This window comes from Intestinimonas butyriciproducens (assembly GCF_004154955.1).
GTDB classification, from domain to species: domain Bacteria; phylum Bacillota; class Clostridia; order Oscillospirales; family Oscillospiraceae; genus Intestinimonas; species Intestinimonas butyriciproducens.
Genome location: NZ_CP011524.1, coordinates 2,222,297 through 2,239,637, shown reverse-complemented (window position 1 = coordinate 2,239,637; position 17,341 = coordinate 2,222,297). Strand labels below are relative to the sequence as shown.

Genomic DNA, 17,341 nt, shown 5'->3' with positions numbered 1-17,341 from the left:
GCGTGACCTGGGCCCCGGAGTAAGATAAAATAAAAGTGCAGAAAGAGAGAATAGGTGAACACATGCTGGATCAAGACCAAGAATTGAGATTTTGTAAGGCCAGGCGGGCCGTCATCGAAGGGGAGTTCCAGAACCTGAATCCGGAACAGCGCCGGGCGGCCATGGCCACCGAGGGACCTCTCCTCCTGCTGGCGGGGGCGGGCAGCGGCAAGACCACCGTGCTGATCCACCGTATCGCCAATCTGATGAAATACGGCAGGGGCTCCGACTCCGACGACGCGCCCGGCTGGGTCACCGAGGACGACCTTGTCTTTCTGGAGGCCTATGCCGCCCATCCCATTCCGGAGGGACGCGAGGAGGCGGAGCGGCTGTGCAGGTTGGACCCTGCCTCCCCCTGGTCCATCATTGCCATCACCTTCACCAACAAGGCCGCCGGAGAGCTCAAGGAGCGGCTGGAGCGGATGCTGGGGCCCGCGGCCAACGACATCTGGGCCTCCACGTTCCACTCGGCCTGTGTGCGCATCCTGCGCCGGGACATCGAAAAGCTGGGCTTCCAGCAGTCTTTTACCATTTACGACTCCGCCGACTCCGAGCGGGTGGTAAAGGATATCCTCAAGGACTTCAACATGGACGACAAGGCGTTCCCTCCCCGGTCGGTCCTCGCAGCCATCTCCCGCGCCAAGGACGCCATGAAGTCCGGGCCCGCCTATCTCCAGGAGTGCGAAAAGATGGGAGATTTCCGGCTGACCCGGATCGCCAAGCTCTATGTGGAGTACGAGCGCCGCCTGCGGGAGGCCAATGCGCTGGATTTTGACGACCTCATCCTGGACACGGTGCGCCTGCTCGAAGAGCACGAGGATGTGCGGAGCTACTACCAGAACAAGTTCCGGTATGTCCTTATCGACGAATACCAGGACACCAACAACCTCCAGTACCGGCTGGCCGCCGCCCTGGCGGGCAAGTGGGAAAATATCTGTGTGGTGGGCGACGACGACCAATCCATCTACCGCTTCCGGGGGGCGACCATCGAAAACATCCTCTCTTTTGAAAAGCAGTACAGGGGCGCCAGGGTCATCCGTCTGGAACAGAACTACCGCTCCACCAAGAATATTCTGGAGGCGTCCAACGCCGTCATCAAGCACAATCTGGGGCGCAAGGGCAAGGAGCTGTGGACCAGCCATGACGCCGGGGACAAGGTCCAGGTCTACACCGCCATGAACGAGAACGACGAGGCCCAATACGTGGCCTCCCAGATCCTGACCGGCTTCAGTCAGGGCAGGAAGTGGCGCGACCACGCCGTCCTCTACCGGATGAACGCCCAGTCCAACCAGATCGAGCAGGCATTCAAGCGCAACGGCGTCCCCTACCGTATCATCGGCGGCATCCGCTTCTTCGACCGGGCGGAGGTCAAGGATATGCTGGCCTACCTCTGCGCCCTCAACAACCCCGCCGACGATCTGCGTCTCACCCGGATCATCAACGTGCCCGCCCGGGGCATCGGGCAGAAAACGGTGGATACCGCCCAGACCTTGGCCGTACAGGAGGGGAAGAGCCTCTGGGAGATCATCAAAAACGCCCGGGCCTACCCCGATCTCCAGAAAGCTGCGGCCAAGCTGGCCCAGTTCACCGATATGATGGAGGAGCTGCGCGCTCTTGCCGGGGAACTCGACCTCCCCAACTTCTACGAGGAGGTCCTGGCCCGGACGGGTTATGCCGTGGCCCTGGAGGCCAAGAACACCGTGGAGGACCGCACCCGGCTGGAAAACGTGCGGGAGCTTTTGACCTCCATCAACAGCTACATAGAGAACGCGGAGGGCGGGCCCTCGCTCTCCGGATTCCTGGACGAGATCGCACTGTATACCGATCTGGACAGTCACGACCCCAGCGAGGACTGCGTGGTCATGATGACCATGCACTCGGCCAAGGGCCTGGAGTTTCCCGTGGTATTCGTGGTGGGCGTGGAGGAGGGGATCTTCCCGGGAAGCCGCGCCATCGGCGACGACGAGGAGATGGAGGAGGAGCGGCGGCTGTGCTATGTGGCCATGACCCGCGCCAAGGAGCGGCTCTGTCTCACCTGCGCCGGACAGCGGATGCTCTTTGGACGCACCTCCGCCAACCGTCCCTCCCGCTTCGTGGGGGAGATCCCCGGCGAGTACGTGGAACAGAGCGGACGGAACTTTCTCTCGGAGCCGGACGACGCCGCCGGACGCTGGCAGTCTCCAAGGCCGGGCGGCATGTCCGCAGACCGGCCGGGCGTGTATGGTGGCCATGGGGCCGGCGGCTACCAGAGACCCGCACAGGGCGCGCGCCCTGCCTATGGCGGCGTCCGCTCCGCCCCGGCGCCCCGCCCCGGAACGCCGGCGGCCCGTCCCAGGCCGGACGCCGGCGCGCTGCCCGCCTTCCAGAAGGGGGACACCGTGATCCACAAGGCCTTCGGCAAGGGGCTGGTCACCAGCGTGCAGCCTATGGGGGGCGATGCCCTCATCGAGATCGCGTTCGACTCCGTGGGCACCAAACGGCTTATGCTCAAGTCGGCCCGGCAGCATATGTCCAAGGCGTAAGCAGACCGGCGGACCGCCTGCGGGCGGTCCGCCGGTACAAAAACGGCCCCATCAGAGCAGCTCGGTGAAGCTGCGGATATAGCGGTCGCTGTTTTTTTGCATCTCCTCCTGGTAGGAATCGTAAAAGGCGTCGTATACCCCCACCACAGTCATACCGGCCAGCCGGGCGGCGGCACAGTTGGAAGGCGCGTCCTCGTAGAGCGTGCAGTCTTCGGGAGAGACCCGGAAACGCTCTGCGGCGATGCGGTAGACCTGCGGGTCCCGTTTTTCCAGCCCCAGCTCCTGGGCGAATACGATCTCCTCAAAACAGTCTGTGAGCCCGTGGCGCTCCAGGGCGGTTCGGCACAGCGCCGGCACGCAGGCGGTGACGACGGCCATGCGCTCCCCGCCGCGGGCGCAACGGGAGAGATAGTCCCGGGCACCCTCCTTCATGGGGACATGGGCGTAGGCATTCCCGGCCATGGAGAGCCACTCTTCCATGATCTCCTCCGGGGTGAGGTCCAGACCGTAGTAGTCCCTGGTGAATTCCGCCGCTACGGGAAAGATGGAGTGGCCCACGGCGTAGGTGTACTCCTCGGTGGGGGTAAGGCCGTGGCGCCCGAGAAAACGGAGGTCCACGTCCACCCAGATCCCATTGGAGTCGATGAGGGTGCCGTCCAAGTCAAACAATTTCATAGATAAAACCTCCAAGGAAAATCGGCGGCCTCTTCGGCGTAATCGATGCCGATCCGCTTTCCCACATGGATTTGTTCCGGAGTCTCGCCTGCGTCCCAGAGGAAGAGGGTATCTCCCGTGAGATCCAGGCCGTTCTGCGCCCTGGTCAGGGAAAAGGCCCGGCACACCTTGCCGGGGCCGTTCAAAAAGTTTTTCCTCTGATAGGGTGTCAGTGCCGAGAGACCGCAGCCGAACCGGTTTTGCGCCATGAACTCCGCGCCCTCCGCCGCCTCCACCGCCCGCAGCAGCACCGCACAGGGCTCTCCCTCCGGCTCCGTGACAAAGTTGAGGCAGTGGTACATGCCATAGATGAGGTAGAGGTAGGCCGTGCCGGGAGGAGAAAACAGGGTCTGCGTCCGCGGGGTCCGCTTGTAGCCGTAGGCATGGCAGGCCTTGTCCATCCGGCCGATGTAGGCCTCGGTCTCGGTGATGCGGCCGCAGAGCGGCACACCGTCCACCCGGTGCACCAGATATTTGCCCAGCAGGTCCCGGGCCACCAGAAGGGTGTCCCTTTCATAAAAGTCCCGCGTCAATTTCGGCACAGCGACCACCTTCCTCCGCGTAGTATGTACCATCTTACCATAGCAAGGGAGAGGAGACAACCCATGAACGAATCCGTACTGAAAAAGTTGGCAAAGCCCATGCTGATCCTGGCCCCTATCATCTGGGGCACCTCCTTCGTGGTCATGAAGCACTCGCTGGACAGCTTTACCCCTTTTTATCTGCTGGCCTTCCGCTTTACCGCCGCCGCCGTCGTACTGGGCCTGGTGTTTTGGAAGTCCTGGAAGGTGATGGACCGCGGCTACCTCAAGGCGGGCTTTCTTATCGGCACCATGCTCTTCCTGGCCTATGCCTTCCAGACCTTCGGCCTGGACCGCACCACCTCGGGCAAGAATGCCTTCCTCACGGCAGTATATTGTGTCATCGTCCCCTTTTTATACTGGGTCATCGCCCGCAAGCGTCCGGACAAGTGGAATATTCTGGCCGCCGTTATCTGCGTGGTGGGCATCGGCATGGTCTCCCTGTCCAACGAGGGCGGGGCGCTGAGCATCAACTCCGGCGACGCCCTCACGCTGGTGGGCGGGTTCTTCTTTGCTGCCCATATCGTGGCGGTGAACAAATACGCCGAGGGGCGGGACATCTTCCTCATCACCACCCTCCAGTTCGCCTTTTTCGGGGCCTGGAGCTGGGTGGGGGCCCTCCTCTTCCGGGAACCCTTCCCCACGGACCTTTCGGGGAGCGCCGTCTTCGCCATGGTCTATCTGGTGATCTTCTCTTCCTGCGGGGCGCTGCTGTTCCAGAACATCGGGCAGAAGTACACCGCGCCCTCCACCGCAGCGGTCCTCCTGTCCCTGGAGGCGCCCTTCGGCGTGCTGGCCTCCATTGTCGTGGGGGAGGAGGACCTCAACGCCGTGATGGTGCTGGGTTTTGTGCTCATCTTTGTGGCCGTCCTGTGCTCGGAGACCAAGTTTGAGTTCCTGAGGAAAAAGACGCCCGCTGAAACGGAAAAAAAGGGTTGACAATGGCCTCGGCTCTGCGTATAATAACCTACAAGCAATAGCGATCAAACCTGTGACGGAGAGAAGTACCCGGTGCATTCCAATCTTTAGAGAGTCCCGGATGGTGGAATCGGGATGTGCGGAAACCGGCGAATGGACTCCGGAGGGCGGCTTGAAAGGCGGTTTCGCTCAGTAGATGCCGACGGGGCCCCACCCGTTATCCATCGGGCACGCATGATGGTGCGTGAAGCGAGTGGACGCGCAAGCGTCAATTTGGGTGGTATCGCAGAAGTGTTTTGAAACGCTTTTGTCCCAGAAATGGGACAAAAGCGTTTTTTTTACATGCTGCTGGCTCCATCTGCCGCCCAAAACTCAAAAAAGGAGAAAACTACAATGAAAAAGCTGAATCTGAAGAACACCATGTCTCTGACCGCCGCCGCCGCGCTGACCCTGTCCCTCGCCGCCTGCGGCTCCGGCTCCGGTTCCTCCACTCACGCGCCCGCCGACACCGCCGAGCCCACCGGGCAGGGGGTGTCCGGGTATAAGATCGCCATCGTTCAGCAACTGGACCACGCCTCCCTGGACGAGATCCGCCAGGCGGTGGAAGCCGAGCTGGACGCCAAGGCGGCGGAGCTGGGCATCGCCATCGACTATACGGAGTTCAACGGCCAGAATGACCAGAGCCTGCTCAACCAGATCGGCGCCCAGGTGGCCGGCGAGGGCTATGACGCCGTGATCCCCATCGCCACCCTGGCGGCGCAATGCATGGTCAATGCCACCGAGGACCTGGGCACCCCCATCATCTACGCCGCCATCAGCGACCCCGCCACCGCGGGACTCACCGGCATCGACCGGGTCACCGGCACCAGCGACGCTCTGAACACCGCCTTTATTCTGGACATGATGTTTGCCCAGGACCCGGATATTCAGACCGTGGGCCTGCTGTACTCCCCCTCGGAGCCGAATTCCGAGACGCCCATTGCCGAGGCCAAGGAATACCTGGATGCCAAGGGAATCGCCTATGTGGAGCGCACCGGTGTCAACCCGGATGAGATCATTGCCGCCGCGGCCAGCCTGGCAGGCGAGGCGGACGCCGTCTTTACCCCCACCGACAACAGCGTGATGGCCGTGGAGCTGACCATTGCCGAGACCTTCATTGAGGCGGACGTGCCCCACTATACCGGGGCCGATTCCTTCGTCCGCAACGGCGCATTTGCCACCTGCGGCGTCAACTACACCGAGCTCGGAGCCTATACCGCCGATATGGCGCTGGAGGTACTCCAGACCGGCGTGGTGCCTGAGTACCACGTGATGGACGGCGGCATCATCACGGTCAATACCGAGACCGCCGCCGCGCTGGGCGCCGATTACGCCGTGTTCAGCGATATGGCCTCCACCGTCAGCGAGGTGGAGACCACCGAGGACTGAAACGGGAGAATGTCTGACGGTCATACCCCTGCCGGACCCGGCAGGGGTATGACCGCGTGAAAGGAGAAAGACCCTCATGCTCACCATTGTACAGACGGCCCTGGAGGCCGGGGTGATCTACGCCCTGGTGGCGCTGGCGCTCTTTTTGAGCTACACCATCCTGGATATCGCCGATCTCACCACCGACGGCGCCTTTACGCTGGGCTGCGCCGTGTCCGCCACGGTCTGCCTGATGGGCCACCCTGTTCTGGCTCTGCCCATGGCCATGCTGGCCGGGGCCGCCGCCGGTTTTGTCACCGCCTTCCTCCAGACCAAGCTGGGGGTACCCTCTATCCTGGCGGGCATCATCACAAACTTCGGGCTCTATTCCGTGAATCTCACGGTCATGGGGTCGGCCAATGTGAACCTCTACAAAAGCGACACCATCTTTTCTCTGGTCAAGGAGACCGGCTTTGCGGGGAGCTGGCACAAGCTGCTGGTGGCCTCCGTGGTGGTGCTGGCTGTCTGCGTGCTGCTGGTGCTGTTTCTGGGCACCCGGCTGGGGCTGTCCATCCGGGCTACGGGGGACAACACCGATATGGTGCGCGCTTCCTCCATCAACCCGGTCTTTACCATCACGGTGGGCCTGTGCCTCGCCAACGCCATGACCGCCCTCTCCGGCGCTCTTATCGCCCAGTATCAGAAGAGTGCGGATATGAACCTGGGCACCGGCATGGTGGTGCTGGGGCTTGCAAGCCTCATCATCGGACAGTCCGTGATCTCCCGGGGCAAGAGCGGGATCTTGCGGGGCGTCGTCGCCGTGGTGGTGGGCAGCCTCATCTACCGGGCCATTTATGCCGTGGCGCTGAAGTTTAATGTCACCACCTATCTCAAACTCATCACCGCTGTCATTGTGGCCCTGGCCATCGCCGCCCCGGCTCTGAAGGACTATTTCCTGCTCCAGCGCCGCAAGCGGGCGGCGCTGTCGGAGAGGAGGCGGGGCGCATGCTGAAGCTGAGCGGGGTCTCCAAGACCTTCAACCCCGGCACCGTCAATGAGAAAAAGGCCCTCACCGATGTGGATCTGCGCCTGGAACGGGGAGATTTCATCACCATCGTGGGGTCCAACGGCGCGGGGAAATCCACCCTCTTCAACGCCATTTCCGGCGTTTTCTTTGCCGATGCGGGCTCTATTGTTCTGGATGGGGAGGACATCACTTTCCAGCCGGAATACCGCCGCAGCCGGGAGATCGGACGGCTCTTCCAGGACCCCATGAAGGGGACCGCCCCCCATATGACCATTGAGGAGAACCTTGCCCTGGCCTATCTCCGCGCCGCCAAGCACCAGCGGGCCTTTTTCAGCCGGGTGAACAAGGAGGATAAGGCCTTTTTCCGGGAGCAGCTCTCCCTGCTGGGGATGGGGCTGGAGGACCGGATGCGCCAGCCGGTGGGGCTCCTCTCCGGCGGACAGCGGCAGGCCCTCACTCTGCTGATGGCCACCATGGTGCCGCCCAAGCTACTCCTTTTGGATGAGCACACCGCGGCTCTGGACCCCGGGACGGCGGAGAAGGTGCTGGCCCTCACCAAGGATATCGTGGCCCGGCAGAACATCACTTGCCTGATGGTCACCCATAATATGAAAAACGCTCTGGAGCTGGGAAATCGCACACTGATGATGGACGCGGGGCGTATTGTACTGGACATTGGGGGCGAGGAGAGGAAGGGGCTCACCGTGGAGGACCTGCTCTCCCGTTTCCGGGCCGGCGCGGGAAAGGATCTGGACAACGACCGCATTCTGCTCTCATGAGCGCGCAGGGGCCTGTGGCAAGATACACGAAAATACCGAGGCCGAGCCCTTTTGGGCTCGGCCTCGGTATTTTCGTGGGGAAGCGTGCTCCGCCGGGTGACAACGGATACGAGTGGAGACGGAAACCCGTTACCACGCTCCACTGTACTGAAGGGTCACACTGCTGCTCTGGGCGCCCAGGGCCATGCAGTCGGGGATGCTCTTTCCACGCAGAAGTCCAAAGAGAAAGCCGGCGATGTAGCTGTCCCCGGCCCCCATGGTGTCCACGACGCGGCAGGGGACGATGCCGTACTCGTAGAACTGAGAACCATCATAGGCCATGCTGCCCGCCTCGCCCCGCGTGGCCACCGCCACCTTGGGCCCGCGGGCCTGCATAGAGCGGAGAAAGGTCCGCAGAGTTTCGCTGTCGGCTCCGTCGTAAGAGAAAAAGGCGTAGTCCACATAGGGGATGGCCAGGTCCAGGGTGGGGTCGGTCCGCTTGTCGGCGAAGTCGAAGGCCACCGGGACGCCCCGGGCGCGGAGCGCGGGCAGGTCTCCGGCGATCATGCCCCACAGCCCGGTCACCACCAGGTCATGGGAACAGAGAAAGTCTATGTCCTCCGGGGTGAGGCGGAACCCGGCCATGACGCCCTCTTCGTAGTCGCCAAAGACCCGATTGCCGTTTGCGATCTCCACATGGGAGACGGCGGTGACCCCGGGAGCGGTCTTGAGGTGGGAGACATCCACACCTTTGGAGGCCACGGCGGCGCGCATGAGGGACCCATACTGGTCTGTACCCACCACGCCGGTGTAGGAGGCTTTGCCCCCCAGCCGGAGGGTATAGACGGCCACATTAACAGGATTTCCGCCGGGGTAGGCCTCCCCGGTCCGGTCGTAGACGTCCATGCAGTTGTCGCCCACGGCGGCCAGCTTGATTTCTTTGTCCATTGGCGTCACCCTTTCTTAATGGGGGAGCAGAGCCCGCACGCGCTGGAGGGCCTGCTTGGCGTACAGGGAGGGCTCATTGCGGTAGGATGTCACCAGCTCGATGGTGGCCCTGCCCCGGTACCCCCTGACCTCCAACTCCTCCAGCAGCTCCGGCAGGGGGATGCAGCCGTCGCCTGGGATCAGATGGCTGTCGCTGTTCCCATCGCCGTCCACCAGATGGAGGTGGGCCATCCGCCCGCCCAACTGATCCAGATAGTTCGTGATGGGCTCCCGGATGACCCAGGGGGGCACCACATCGCACATACCCATAAGAGCGGGAGAATCCACCGTCTCCAGCGTCTCGGACAGCTCCCCGGCAGTGGTGCAGACATTGGTCTCATAGGGGGTGAGGGCCTCCAGCAGAATGGTGTGGCCGATGGACTCGGCGTGATCCGCCAGTTCCCGGAGGCAGCGGACGAGACGGCTGCGGAGCTCCCTGCGGGAGGCGGTGTAGCCGCCGTGTCCGGTGGAGATGAGGGTATGGTCCGCGCCCAGCGCTTTGCCCATGTTGAGGCAGAGCTTCAGATAGTCCAGGGCGTCTGCGCGCTGGAGCTCACTCCCCAGCATGTAGTTGTACGGATAGGCATTGTGCTCGGGGGTGTAGACCCGCACGGGCATCTCATGGCGCTCGATGAGGGCCAGAACGCCGGAAAGCTCTCCCCGGGCCAGGTCGGGGGCGAAGGCGTGGGGCCGGCCGCCCCAGAGTTCGATATAGTCGTATCCGAAACGCCTGGCGTCGGCGAAGGCCCGCTCCAGGGGGTAGTATTGGTAGCCGCTGGTGAACATGCCCAGCTCCATAAGCATCCTCCTGACAAGCGGGGCCGCCCCGTGCCGCGGCATCCGGAGCGGTCCCGCTTGATCTGCTCAGTAGTCCAGTCTGCGGTAATACCGCCGGATCTCCATGGGGTGGCGGTTGATGGCCTCGATGTGGGCGTCGATGCGCTGGGTGACGGCGTGGGTCACCAGATGGGAGAGATTCCCCCGAAAGCGCTCGTCGATGCCGGGCAGAGCATAGTCCCTGGAGTCGATGACGGTGTAGTTGGCGCACACCCTGGGCAGGAATCGGACCACCCGCTCGCTGAGAGGGCGCTGGGAATCCTCGCCCACAAAGACCGTCACAGGGGTGTCCCGGTCCACGATCTCCAGCATGCCGTGGAAAAATTCGGAGGAGTGGATACTCTTGGTCCGGATCCAGTGCTGTTCCTCCCAGTAGCACATGGCGTAAGAATAGGTGGAGCCGTATTGATTGCCGGCGCCCACGAAGTAGTGGAGTTTGTCGTCATGGTGCTTCTGGGCGAAGGCCAGGCCGAAGGCGTCGGCCGCTTTCTCCACCTCCGCCAGGTCCACCGCGAGGTGGGCGTCCAGTTGGGCGTAGTACTCCTCATATTCAGGAAACTCGCCGTGGCGGAACATCAGGCGGTCGGCCACCATGAAGAATTTGAGCTGTTCGTTGGCGGGATAGGCGATCTCCCAGTCCATCCGCTTGGCAAGCTCCGTGGTCTCCACGTCGATGAAGCCCAGCACCCTGGCCCCGTCGGCCTGTGCCTTTTTCACGGCGTCCACCATCTCGATCGTGCTGCCGGTGACAGAGGAGATGACCACCACCGTGCCTTCGCCCACCCGGCGGTTGCCGGTGGTGAGGTACTCTGCGGCATTCTCCACAAAGAACTCCAGTGTGGAGCGCTCCTTCATGTGGACCTCGGCCTGGAGGCAGGAGGCGTAGGTCCCTCCAATGCCCAACCAGCAGATGTTCTTGAAGCCGGCCCTGCAGATGTCATCCACGATCGCCTCGATCCGTCCCCGCAGGGCCAGGGCGCCCTGGACGCTGGCGATCTGTTTTTCTTCGTCAAATTTCAGCATGTTGTCGTCTCCTCCTGGCGGCGGGAATCACTCGCCGACTTTCAGCTTCTGATAATAGTCATTGTAGATGGTGAGGGCGTCGCCCACGTCCTTCTGGAAGAATACGTTCTCTTTGTAAGAGAAGTCGCGGGCGGGGTCATTGCGGTAGGACTCGGAGGCGGCCGCCACGGCGGCGTCGTTGGGGCAGGAGTAGGGGAACTCCTCCAAGTTTTTTGCCATGACCTGGGGGTCGGTGATGTAGTTGAGAAACTTTTCGGCCAGATCCACGTGCTTGGCGCCGGTGGGGATGACGTAGAGATCAAAGCCCAACTGCACGGGATCGCTTTCGAAGTCGGCCACCTTCAGTGTGTTCTTGTCGCCCAATTCGCTCATGGCCCAGGAGGCGTTGCCGTCATAAGTGAGGGCCACGCAGGCCGTGCCGTTGGTCAGATTCTGCTCGGCGGCGCCGTAGGCCACTACGTTGTCGTTATACTTGGTCAGCCACTCGTAGGCCGCGGCGATCTCCTGCTCGTTGGTGGAGTTGGGGTCATAGCCCAGGGCCACCAGGGCGATGGGGAACAGGTTACGGGCGCCGTCGATAGTGCTGATCTGGCCCTTGAGGGCGGGGTCGATGAGGTCGTTATAGCATGTGATCTCGATGGGGCAGGTCTCAGTGTTATAGACCACATAGATGTAGTTCATGAGATAGGGGACGCAGTAGTCCTTCGCGGTCCAATAGGCCTCGTTGATGTTGGAGGAGTTGGGGATATTGTCCAGATTGAGTTTCTGGACATAGCCGCCGGCCACCAGGGAGTCCATATAGGCGTCACAAGTCATGATGAGGTCGTACTCCTGGCCGCCGCCGGCGGTCAGCTTTGTGATGGCGTCGGCGTTGTCGCTCATGTAGGAGAGGTTGATCTTGCAGTTGTTCTGGGATTCGAAATCAGCGATGAGCGCGTCGGAGATGTACTGCTGCCACATGTAGATGTTGAGCTCTGTGCTGGCCTCGGCGGGCACGTCGGTGGCGTTGCCGCCGGCGGGGGTGGAGCCGTTTCCAGAGCCGCCGCATGCGGCCAGGGGGAGGGCGAGGGCAAGAGACAGGGTGAGAGCAAGGAATCTTTTCATGCTGTTTTCCTCCTAAATATGAATGATGGGGCTGACGAATATGCCGAACCGCCGGAGGCGGCAGAGGCCGGGAGCGGTCAGACGGCGCTTCTCCGCTTGACGAGGGCCTTGACGCCGTTGCTCAGGAGCATGCCCGCCACAATGACCAGGATCATGATGGTGGTAAGAGCGTTGACATCGGGGGTGATGCCGGACTTGTTCATGGAGAGAATGAGCACCGGAAGGGTGGAGTTCTTGGCCCCCGCCAGCATATTGCTCATGACCACGTCGTCAACGGAGAGGGTGAACGAGAGAAAGGCGGCGGACATAACGCCGGGCATGATGCTGGGCAGAGTGACCCGGAAGAAGGTTTGAATCCGATTGGCGCCCAGGTCCATGGAGGCCTCCTCCAGCGTGTCGCCGTCGCCGCTGATGCGGCCCTTGATGGTGACCACTGCGTAGGGGATACAGAAGGTACAGTGGCCGATGAGGATGGAGCCCATGCCCAGGGAGAGGCCGAGGTTCATAAAGATGATGAGCAGCGCCACGGCGAGGACGATCTCGGGTACAATGATGGGCACATAGAGCATATTGTTGACCAATTTTTTGCCGTGGAATTCATACTTCTTCAGGCCAAGCGCCCCGAGCGTACCGATGACCACCGAGATGACCGTGGCCAGCACGGCGATGATAAGGGAGTACCAGAGGCTCCCGATGAGCGCGGAGTTGTGGAAAAGCTTGCCGTACCACTGCGTGGTAAAGCCGTTCCAGTAATAGTTGTACCGCTGGTCGTTGAAGGAAAAGACCATCATGACCACGATGGGAATGTAGAGCACCGCGTAGATCAGGATGGCATAGACCTCGCCCAGGATGGCGGCGGTCCGCTTATGCCTTTGTACCTTGGAGAGCTTTGCCATCTCAGACCACCTCCATGTCCTCGATCTTGGCGAATCGGGTGTAGATGAAGATCAACAGGCCCGTGATGACCAGTAACAGCACAGACAGCGCCGCGCCCAGGGGCCAGTTCCGGATCGAACCAAACTGGTTCTTGATGATGTTGCCGATGTAAAGCACTTTGCCGCCGCCCAGGATATCGGAGACGGTGTAGATCCCCAGGGAGGGGATGAACACCAGAATGATGGCGGAGAAGATGCCGGGGAAGGTGAGGGGAAGCGTCACCTTGAAAAAGGTCTGCGACGGCGTGGCCCCCAGATCGGCACTGGCCTCCAGAAGGGACTTCTGAAGCTTCTCAATGGAGCTGTAGAGAGGGAGCACCGCGAAGGGGAGCATGTTGGTGATAAGCCCCAGGACCACCAGCCCGTCTGTATAGATGAAGGTGATGGGGCGGTCGACGAGACCGGTCCACTGGAGAAAGTTGTTAACCGGACCGCTGGTCTGGAACAGCAACAGCCAGCTGTTGAGCCGCATGAGGGAGTTGGTCCAGAAAGGGATCATGATGAGCATGATGAGCCTGGAGGCCACCTCAGGCGGCTTGCGGGCAATATAGTAAGCGAAGGGATACCCTAGCCCCAGGCACAGCACTGTGGTGAGAAGGGCGGCCTTCAAAGACTTGAGGATGACCTTGAAATAGGTGGCATCCAGCAGGGTCTGGTAGCTCTCCAGGGAGAACTGGTAGACCACGTCGCCGAACACGCCCCGGGACATAAAGCTGATGTAGATGATAAAGAGCATGGGAAGGGTGACGAAAAGGATCATCCAGATCGAGACCGGACCGGCCTGGGCCAGGGCGGGGATGGTCTTGCGGCGCATGTCCCGCTTCCGGCGGATGGCCTGGAGGTCGCTGGTGCCGCTCGGCTGCTTGCTCATACCCGCACCCCCTTATGTATGAGACTTCTTGATGGGCACTGACTTCTCCGGCCGCCAGGAGAGATAGACCTTGTCGCCCTCGTGGGCGTTTGCATCCTGCTCAAACCGGGAGAGCTTGAGCTCGGTGCCGTCGGCCATGTCCAGGGCGGTCTTGACCACTGTGCCCATATAGGTGAAGTCCTTGATCCTCGCGGGGAGATCGAAGCCGTCGGCGCTCCTCTCGCCGGCCTCCAGATACTCCGGCCGGATGGAAACATGCATCTCCTCGCCCACCGCGAAGCCGCTGCCCCGGGTGAGCAGCTTTCCGGCCGGGGTGTCCACCCGGAGCAGATCACCCTCCACCGCCGTGACGGTGCCGTCGAAGATGTTGGACTCTCCGATGAACCCGGCCACGAACCGGGTCAGAGGGTGGTCGTAGATCTCCATTGGAGTTCCCAGCTGCTCGATGACCCCGGCGTTCATGACGGCGATGCGGTCAGACATGGTGAGGGCCTCCTCCTGGTCGTGGGTGACGTAGACGAAGGTGATGCCCAGTTTCTTCTGCAGGCGCTTGAGCTCGATCTGCATCTGCTTGCGGAGCTTCAGGTCCAGGGCGCCCAAGGGCTCGTCCAGCAGGAGCACCTTGGGGCGGTTGATGAGGGCGCGGGCGATGGCCACCCGCTGCTTCTGACCGCCGGAGAGCTCATCAGGCTTGCGCCTTTCATAGTCGGTCAGTTGTACCAGCTCCAGCATCTCGGCGACCCGCTGCCGGATCTCATCCTTGGGAACCTTTTTGATGGTGAGGCCGTAGGCGACGTTGTCGAATACGGTCATGTGTGGGAAAAGCGCATAGTTCTGGAATACGGTGTTCACGTCCCGCTGGTAGGGCTCCTTGTTCTCGACCCGTTCTCCCTGGACTTTGATGATGCCCGAGGTGGCGTCCTCGAATCCGGCGATCATCCGCAGTGTGGTGGTCTTACCGCAGCCGGAGGGCCCCAGAAGCGTGAGAAATTCGCCTTCGTAGATCTCCATGTTCATTTTCCGGACCACTAGATTGGAACCAAAGCGCTTTTCCACATCGATCAGGGATACGATTGACTCAGCCATGTGTGTCCTCACCTCGTTTTTTGTACAGAATAGCTAAAACAAATCATCTCGACACATAAATTTTTACGTCTTCCTTACTTGCCTGCCATAATAGCACACATCAAAACCAATATCAACCTATTTTAATAGATATGAAAAAAATAATAAGATACCAATTTATGATTTTTAAAATTGTATTTGACAAAGATGAGGCCAAAACAAGAGAGCAAACCTAGGGAATAAGGAGACGAAGTAACACGCCGCCGCATATATTGGTATCAAATTGATGAAGACATATATGATGTTGTGGTTTCTAAAAAACTGTGGTATGATGACCATATACTCCGGAAGGATCAGAGGCCAAAGGGGGCTCACACATGACGCAGGACTACAGGCCCAGACCCAGAGAACTGGCGCGGGAACTGTTGAACGGATATCTGGTGGAACATCAGCTCCGGTCGGGGGACCGCCTGCCCTCGGAGCGGAGCCTGTGCGAGGCGTGGGGGCTGAGCAGGTCGGCGCTGCGCAGCGCCACGGCCCGGATGGAGAAGGACGGCGTGCTGTGCTCACGGCCGGGCGCGGGCACCTATGTGGCCCAGCGCAAATATACCCGGAACCTGCAAGGTCTCTTGTCGCTCAGCCGGTCCGCCTCGGAGCAGGGACGCAGGGTCACGACCCGACTGCTGGATCTGAAACGGATCGAGTGCGACAAGACGCTGGCCAAGCGGTTTGGACAGGTGCTGGGCTACCCGCTCTATAAGGTGGCCCGCCTGCGTATGGTTGACGGGGAGCCGCTCATGGTGGAAACGGCTTTCCTGCCTGCGGAGCGGGTGGAGGGCCTGGAGAAATGGGACCTGGAGCGCGGCTCTCTCTTCGCGGTGTTGGAGGAGGCGTACGGTCTCATCCCTGAGCAGGGCGAGGAGAAGGTGAGCATTACCTATGCGACTACGGATGAGGCCGAGCTGATGGGCATCGAGGAGGGCGCACCCCTCTTCTGGATCGTCAGCCAGACCTATGACCAGAACGGTGAGCTGCTGGAGTACTGCCGTGCTGCGGCCCGACCGGACCGCCTGCGGATCACCAGTGAGCTCAAGCGGCGGGACGCCGCCGAGAGGGGAGGCGACATCCATGAGGCATGAGGAGGCCATCGGGCCCAACTCTCCCCTCTACCTCCAGCTCCGGGAGCTTATCCGCGGCAAGATCGAGGGCGGGGAGTATCCGCCTGGCACGGCGATCCCGTCGGTGGGTACGCTGGCGGAGACCTATGGGATTCACCGGCTGTCGGTCCGTTCCGCCATTTCAGCCCTGATCGGAGAGGGGCTCTTGAAGAGCGTTCAGGGCAAAGGGATCTTTGTGGTGGGGGACAAGCTGGAGCGCGATCTAGAGACTGTGGGCGGGTTCCGGCAAAATATGCAGGCCAAGCCGGAGAGCAGGGTGCTGGTCAAGGCCCTGCGACCCGCCGGTGTGGTATACGGTGCGCTGCTGAGCTGCGCGCCGGGTGAGCCGGTCCACTACATCAAGCAGGTCAGTTATGTAAGCGGCGAACCGGTCTCCCAGGAGGAGACCTATATCCCGGAGGCGCTGCTTCCCAACCTGAAACAGGTGGATCTGGGCGTGTTCTCGGTCTACGAGGCGCTGGAGTTCTATGGCATCCGGGTGGCGCGCAGGGAGCAAAGCCTGGAGATCACAGAGCTCGACCCCATGGATGCCCGGCTCCTGAACGTCGAGCCGGGCCGCGGCGTGCTGGTCCTCAGCAGTGTCAGCTACGATGAGGAGGGTAGGGCCGTGGAGTTTACCCGCTCCTACACGCGCGGAGACAAGTGTACCTTCAGCGTCCGCTACCAAAGAGAGGGCTGAGGTGTACAGCCGATGTGACGGGGGCGCCGCATATGCCGCGGCGCCCTCATTTTATTGTCAGCGAGGAACGAATGTGGTATTCTGTGGAGGAGAAGAATCCAAAAGGAGAGAAAACATATGGAACTCAAACAGATCGCCAGCTTTCAGGTGGACCATCGGAAGCTCACTGAGGGAATGTATACCTCCCGCGTGGACGGAGATGTGACCACCTACGACATCCGTATGGTGCGGCCCAACTGCGGGACGTATCTGGGGTATGGCGCCATTCACAGCTTCGAGCACCTCTTCGCCACCTATGTCCGCAGCGGGGCGCTGTCGGACCGGGTGATCTATGTGGGCCCCATGGGCTGCCGTACAGGATTTTATTTTCTGGTCCGTGGTCTGGCGCCGGAACGGGCCATCGATCTGGTCCGGGAGACCATGGCCTTCATCGCGGGCTATGAGGGCCCCATCCCCGGCGCCTCCGAGGCCGAGTGCGGCAACTACCGGGAGCAGGACCTGGAGGGGGCCCGGGCGGCGGCACAGAAGATGATCCCCATTCTGAAAAACTGGACCGTGGCGCGGCTGACCTATCAGGCCTGACGCGGCATGGCCCCTTCCGCGCGGGGAGGGAGACGCCCTCGGAGAGGGTGTGGGGGAAGGAATAATGGAAAAGGCCCTCTTTGATTACGGCGTCTCGGGGGCGGCAATGGGGCG

The 17,341-nt window shown here is 61.5% G+C and carries 17 protein-coding genes and 1 other annotated feature; of the genes, 8 read left to right on the top strand and 9 right to left on the bottom strand.

Annotated elements, in window-relative coordinates:
- The first annotated feature begins 62 nt into the window (after positions 1–62).
- Complete coding sequence (locus SRB521_RS11165; RefSeq protein ID WP_116721854.1) at positions 63–2,561, top strand: ATP-dependent helicase; 2,499 nt, start codon at positions 63–65, stop codon at positions 2,559–2,561.
- Positions 2,562–2,612: 51 nt separating this feature from the next.
- Here the strand turns inward: SRB521_RS11165 and SRB521_RS11160 are convergent, their stop codons facing one another.
- Positions 2,613–3,236, bottom strand: coding sequence for an HAD family hydrolase (locus SRB521_RS11160; RefSeq protein WP_075703499.1), 624 nt, complete (start codon positions 3,234–3,236; stop codon positions 2,613–2,615).
- Positions 3,233–3,850, bottom strand: coding sequence for a DNA-3-methyladenine glycosylase (locus tag SRB521_RS11155; RefSeq protein ID WP_075703500.1), 618 nt, complete (start codon positions 3,848–3,850; stop codon positions 3,233–3,235). Before SRB521_RS11155 ends, SRB521_RS11160 begins: the two co-directional genes overlap by 4 nt.
- Before the next feature lie 30 nt (positions 3,851–3,880).
- Between SRB521_RS11155 and SRB521_RS11150 the strand changes: the two genes are divergently transcribed.
- From SRB521_RS11150 to SRB521_RS11135, 4 genes are all read left to right on the top strand, one after another.
- Positions 3,881–4,795 (top strand): DMT family transporter, encoded by a 915-nt coding sequence (locus SRB521_RS11150; RefSeq protein WP_033119220.1) that lies wholly within the window; start codon positions 3,881–3,883, stop codon positions 4,793–4,795.
- A 43-nt stretch (positions 4,796–4,838) separates the two neighbouring features.
- Positions 4,839–5,092: a binding site (T-box leader), on the top strand.
- A 75-nt stretch (positions 5,093–5,167) separates the two neighbouring features.
- Complete coding sequence (locus tag SRB521_RS11145; protein ID WP_116721853.1) at positions 5,168–6,202, top strand: ABC transporter substrate-binding protein; 1,035 nt, start codon at positions 5,168–5,170, stop codon at positions 6,200–6,202.
- A 76-nt stretch (positions 6,203–6,278) separates the two neighbouring features.
- A complete protein-coding gene (locus tag SRB521_RS11140) occupies positions 6,279–7,193 on the top strand; it encodes an ABC transporter permease (RefSeq protein ID WP_033116281.1) in 915 nt (304 codons plus the stop codon).
- Positions 7,187–7,987 carry an ABC transporter ATP-binding protein gene (locus tag SRB521_RS11135; protein WP_116721852.1) on the top strand — a complete coding sequence of 267 codons (801 nt, stop codon included), beginning with the start codon at positions 7,187–7,189 and terminating at the stop codon, positions 7,985–7,987. Before SRB521_RS11140 ends, SRB521_RS11135 begins: the two co-directional genes overlap by 7 nt.
- 129 nt (positions 7,988–8,116) lie before the next feature.
- On the opposite strand, the gene frlD is transcribed toward SRB521_RS11135, so the two are convergent.
- The 7 genes from frlD to SRB521_RS11100 all read right to left on the bottom strand — a co-directional run bounded on the left by frlD (position 8,117) and on the right by SRB521_RS11100 (position 14,809).
- On the bottom strand, positions 8,117–8,914 hold the full coding sequence (gene frlD, locus SRB521_RS11130) for a fructoselysine 6-kinase (RefSeq protein WP_075703503.1): 798 nt from the start codon (positions 8,912–8,914) through the stop codon (positions 8,117–8,119).
- 15 nt (positions 8,915–8,929) lie between these two features.
- Positions 8,930–9,751 carry a fructoselysine 3-epimerase gene (gene frlC, locus SRB521_RS11125; RefSeq protein WP_116721851.1) on the bottom strand — a complete coding sequence of 274 codons (822 nt, stop codon included), beginning with the start codon at positions 9,749–9,751 and terminating at the stop codon, positions 8,930–8,932.
- Positions 9,752–9,817: 66 nt separating this feature from the next.
- Complete coding sequence (locus SRB521_RS11120) at positions 9,818–10,813, bottom strand: SIS domain-containing protein (RefSeq protein WP_116721850.1); 996 nt, start codon at positions 10,811–10,813, stop codon at positions 9,818–9,820.
- Between the two features lie 27 nt (positions 10,814–10,840).
- Positions 10,841–11,917, bottom strand: coding sequence for a polyamine ABC transporter substrate-binding protein (locus SRB521_RS11115; RefSeq protein ID WP_058117270.1), 1,077 nt, complete (start codon positions 11,915–11,917; stop codon positions 10,841–10,843).
- Positions 11,918–11,994: 77 nt separating this feature from the next.
- A complete protein-coding gene (locus SRB521_RS11110; RefSeq protein ID WP_033116275.1) occupies positions 11,995–12,813 on the bottom strand; it encodes an ABC transporter permease in 819 nt (272 codons plus the stop codon).
- Position 12,814: 1 nt separating this feature from the next.
- The gene (locus SRB521_RS11105; RefSeq protein WP_227151378.1) at positions 12,815–13,723 is read right to left on the bottom strand and encodes an ABC transporter permease; all 909 of its coding nucleotides are present in this window, start codon (positions 13,721–13,723) and stop codon (positions 12,815–12,817) included.
- Between the two features lie 12 nt (positions 13,724–13,735).
- Positions 13,736–14,809, bottom strand: coding sequence for an ABC transporter ATP-binding protein (locus SRB521_RS11100; RefSeq protein WP_033116274.1), 1,074 nt, complete (start codon positions 14,807–14,809; stop codon positions 13,736–13,738).
- Between the two features lie 356 nt (positions 14,810–15,165).
- Here SRB521_RS11100 and SRB521_RS11095 point away from each other — a divergent pair, with 356 nt between their 5' ends.
- The 3 genes from SRB521_RS11095 to SRB521_RS11085 all read left to right on the top strand — a co-directional run bounded on the left by SRB521_RS11095 (position 15,166) and on the right by SRB521_RS11085 (position 17,227).
- Positions 15,166–15,927 carry a GntR family transcriptional regulator gene (locus SRB521_RS11095; RefSeq protein WP_116721849.1) on the top strand — a complete coding sequence of 254 codons (762 nt, stop codon included), beginning with the start codon at positions 15,166–15,168 and terminating at the stop codon, positions 15,925–15,927.
- On the top strand, positions 15,917–16,645 hold the full coding sequence (locus tag SRB521_RS11090) for a GntR family transcriptional regulator (RefSeq protein ID WP_058117272.1): 729 nt from the start codon (positions 15,917–15,919) through the stop codon (positions 16,643–16,645). Before SRB521_RS11095 ends, SRB521_RS11090 begins: the two co-directional genes overlap by 11 nt.
- A gap of 117 nt (positions 16,646–16,762) precedes the next feature.
- Positions 16,763–17,227 carry an S-ribosylhomocysteine lyase gene (locus SRB521_RS11085; RefSeq protein ID WP_075703505.1) on the top strand — a complete coding sequence of 155 codons (465 nt, stop codon included), beginning with the start codon at positions 16,763–16,765 and terminating at the stop codon, positions 17,225–17,227.
- The last annotated feature ends 114 nt before the right edge of the window (positions 17,228–17,341 follow it).

What these genes read in the sequence shown, in the direction of transcription:
- SRB521_RS11140 (WP_033116281.1), top strand. Translation starts at nt 6,279, where the DNA reads ATGCTCACCATTGTACAGACGGCCCTGGAGGCCGGGGTGATCTACGCC.
- SRB521_RS11135 (WP_116721852.1), top strand. Translation starts at nt 7,187, where the DNA reads ATGCTGAAGCTGAGCGGGGTCTCCAAGACCTTCAACCCCGGCACCGTC.
- SRB521_RS11165 (WP_116721854.1), top strand. Translation starts at nt 63, where the DNA reads ATGCTGGATCAAGACCAAGAATTGAGATTTTGTAAGGCCAGGCGGGCC.
- SRB521_RS11115 (WP_058117270.1), bottom strand. Translation starts at nt 11,917, where the DNA reads ATGAAAAGATTCCTTGCTCTCACCCTGTCTCTTGCCCTCGCCCTCCCC.
- SRB521_RS11155 (WP_075703500.1), bottom strand. Translation starts at nt 3,850, where the DNA reads ATGGTACATACTACGCGGAGGAAGGTGGTCGCTGTGCCGAAATTGACG.
- SRB521_RS11145 (WP_116721853.1), top strand. Translation starts at nt 5,168, where the DNA reads ATGAAAAAGCTGAATCTGAAGAACACCATGTCTCTGACCGCCGCCGCC.
- SRB521_RS11150 (WP_033119220.1), top strand. Translation starts at nt 3,881, where the DNA reads ATGAACGAATCCGTACTGAAAAAGTTGGCAAAGCCCATGCTGATCCTG.
- SRB521_RS11110 (WP_033116275.1), bottom strand. Translation starts at nt 12,813, where the DNA reads ATGGCAAAGCTCTCCAAGGTACAAAGGCATAAGCGGACCGCCGCCATC.
- SRB521_RS11160 (WP_075703499.1), bottom strand. Translation starts at nt 3,236, where the DNA reads ATGAAATTGTTTGACTTGGACGGCACCCTCATCGACTCCAATGGGATC.
- SRB521_RS11090 (WP_058117272.1), top strand. Translation starts at nt 15,917, where the DNA reads ATGAGGCATGAGGAGGCCATCGGGCCCAACTCTCCCCTCTACCTCCAG.
- SRB521_RS11120 (WP_116721850.1), bottom strand. Translation starts at nt 10,813, where the DNA reads ATGCTGAAATTTGACGAAGAAAAACAGATCGCCAGCGTCCAGGGCGCC.
- frlD (WP_075703503.1), bottom strand. Translation starts at nt 8,914, where the DNA reads ATGGACAAAGAAATCAAGCTGGCCGCCGTGGGCGACAACTGCATGGAC.
- SRB521_RS11095 (WP_116721849.1), top strand. Translation starts at nt 15,166, where the DNA reads ATGACGCAGGACTACAGGCCCAGACCCAGAGAACTGGCGCGGGAACTG.
- frlC (WP_116721851.1), bottom strand. Translation starts at nt 9,751, where the DNA reads ATGGAGCTGGGCATGTTCACCAGCGGCTACCAATACTACCCCCTGGAG.
- SRB521_RS11085 (WP_075703505.1), top strand. Translation starts at nt 16,763, where the DNA reads ATGGAACTCAAACAGATCGCCAGCTTTCAGGTGGACCATCGGAAGCTC.
- SRB521_RS11105 (WP_227151378.1), bottom strand. Translation starts at nt 13,723, where the DNA reads ATGAGCAAGCAGCCGAGCGGCACCAGCGACCTCCAGGCCATCCGCCGG.
- SRB521_RS11100 (WP_033116274.1), bottom strand. Translation starts at nt 14,809, where the DNA reads ATGGCTGAGTCAATCGTATCCCTGATCGATGTGGAAAAGCGCTTTGGT.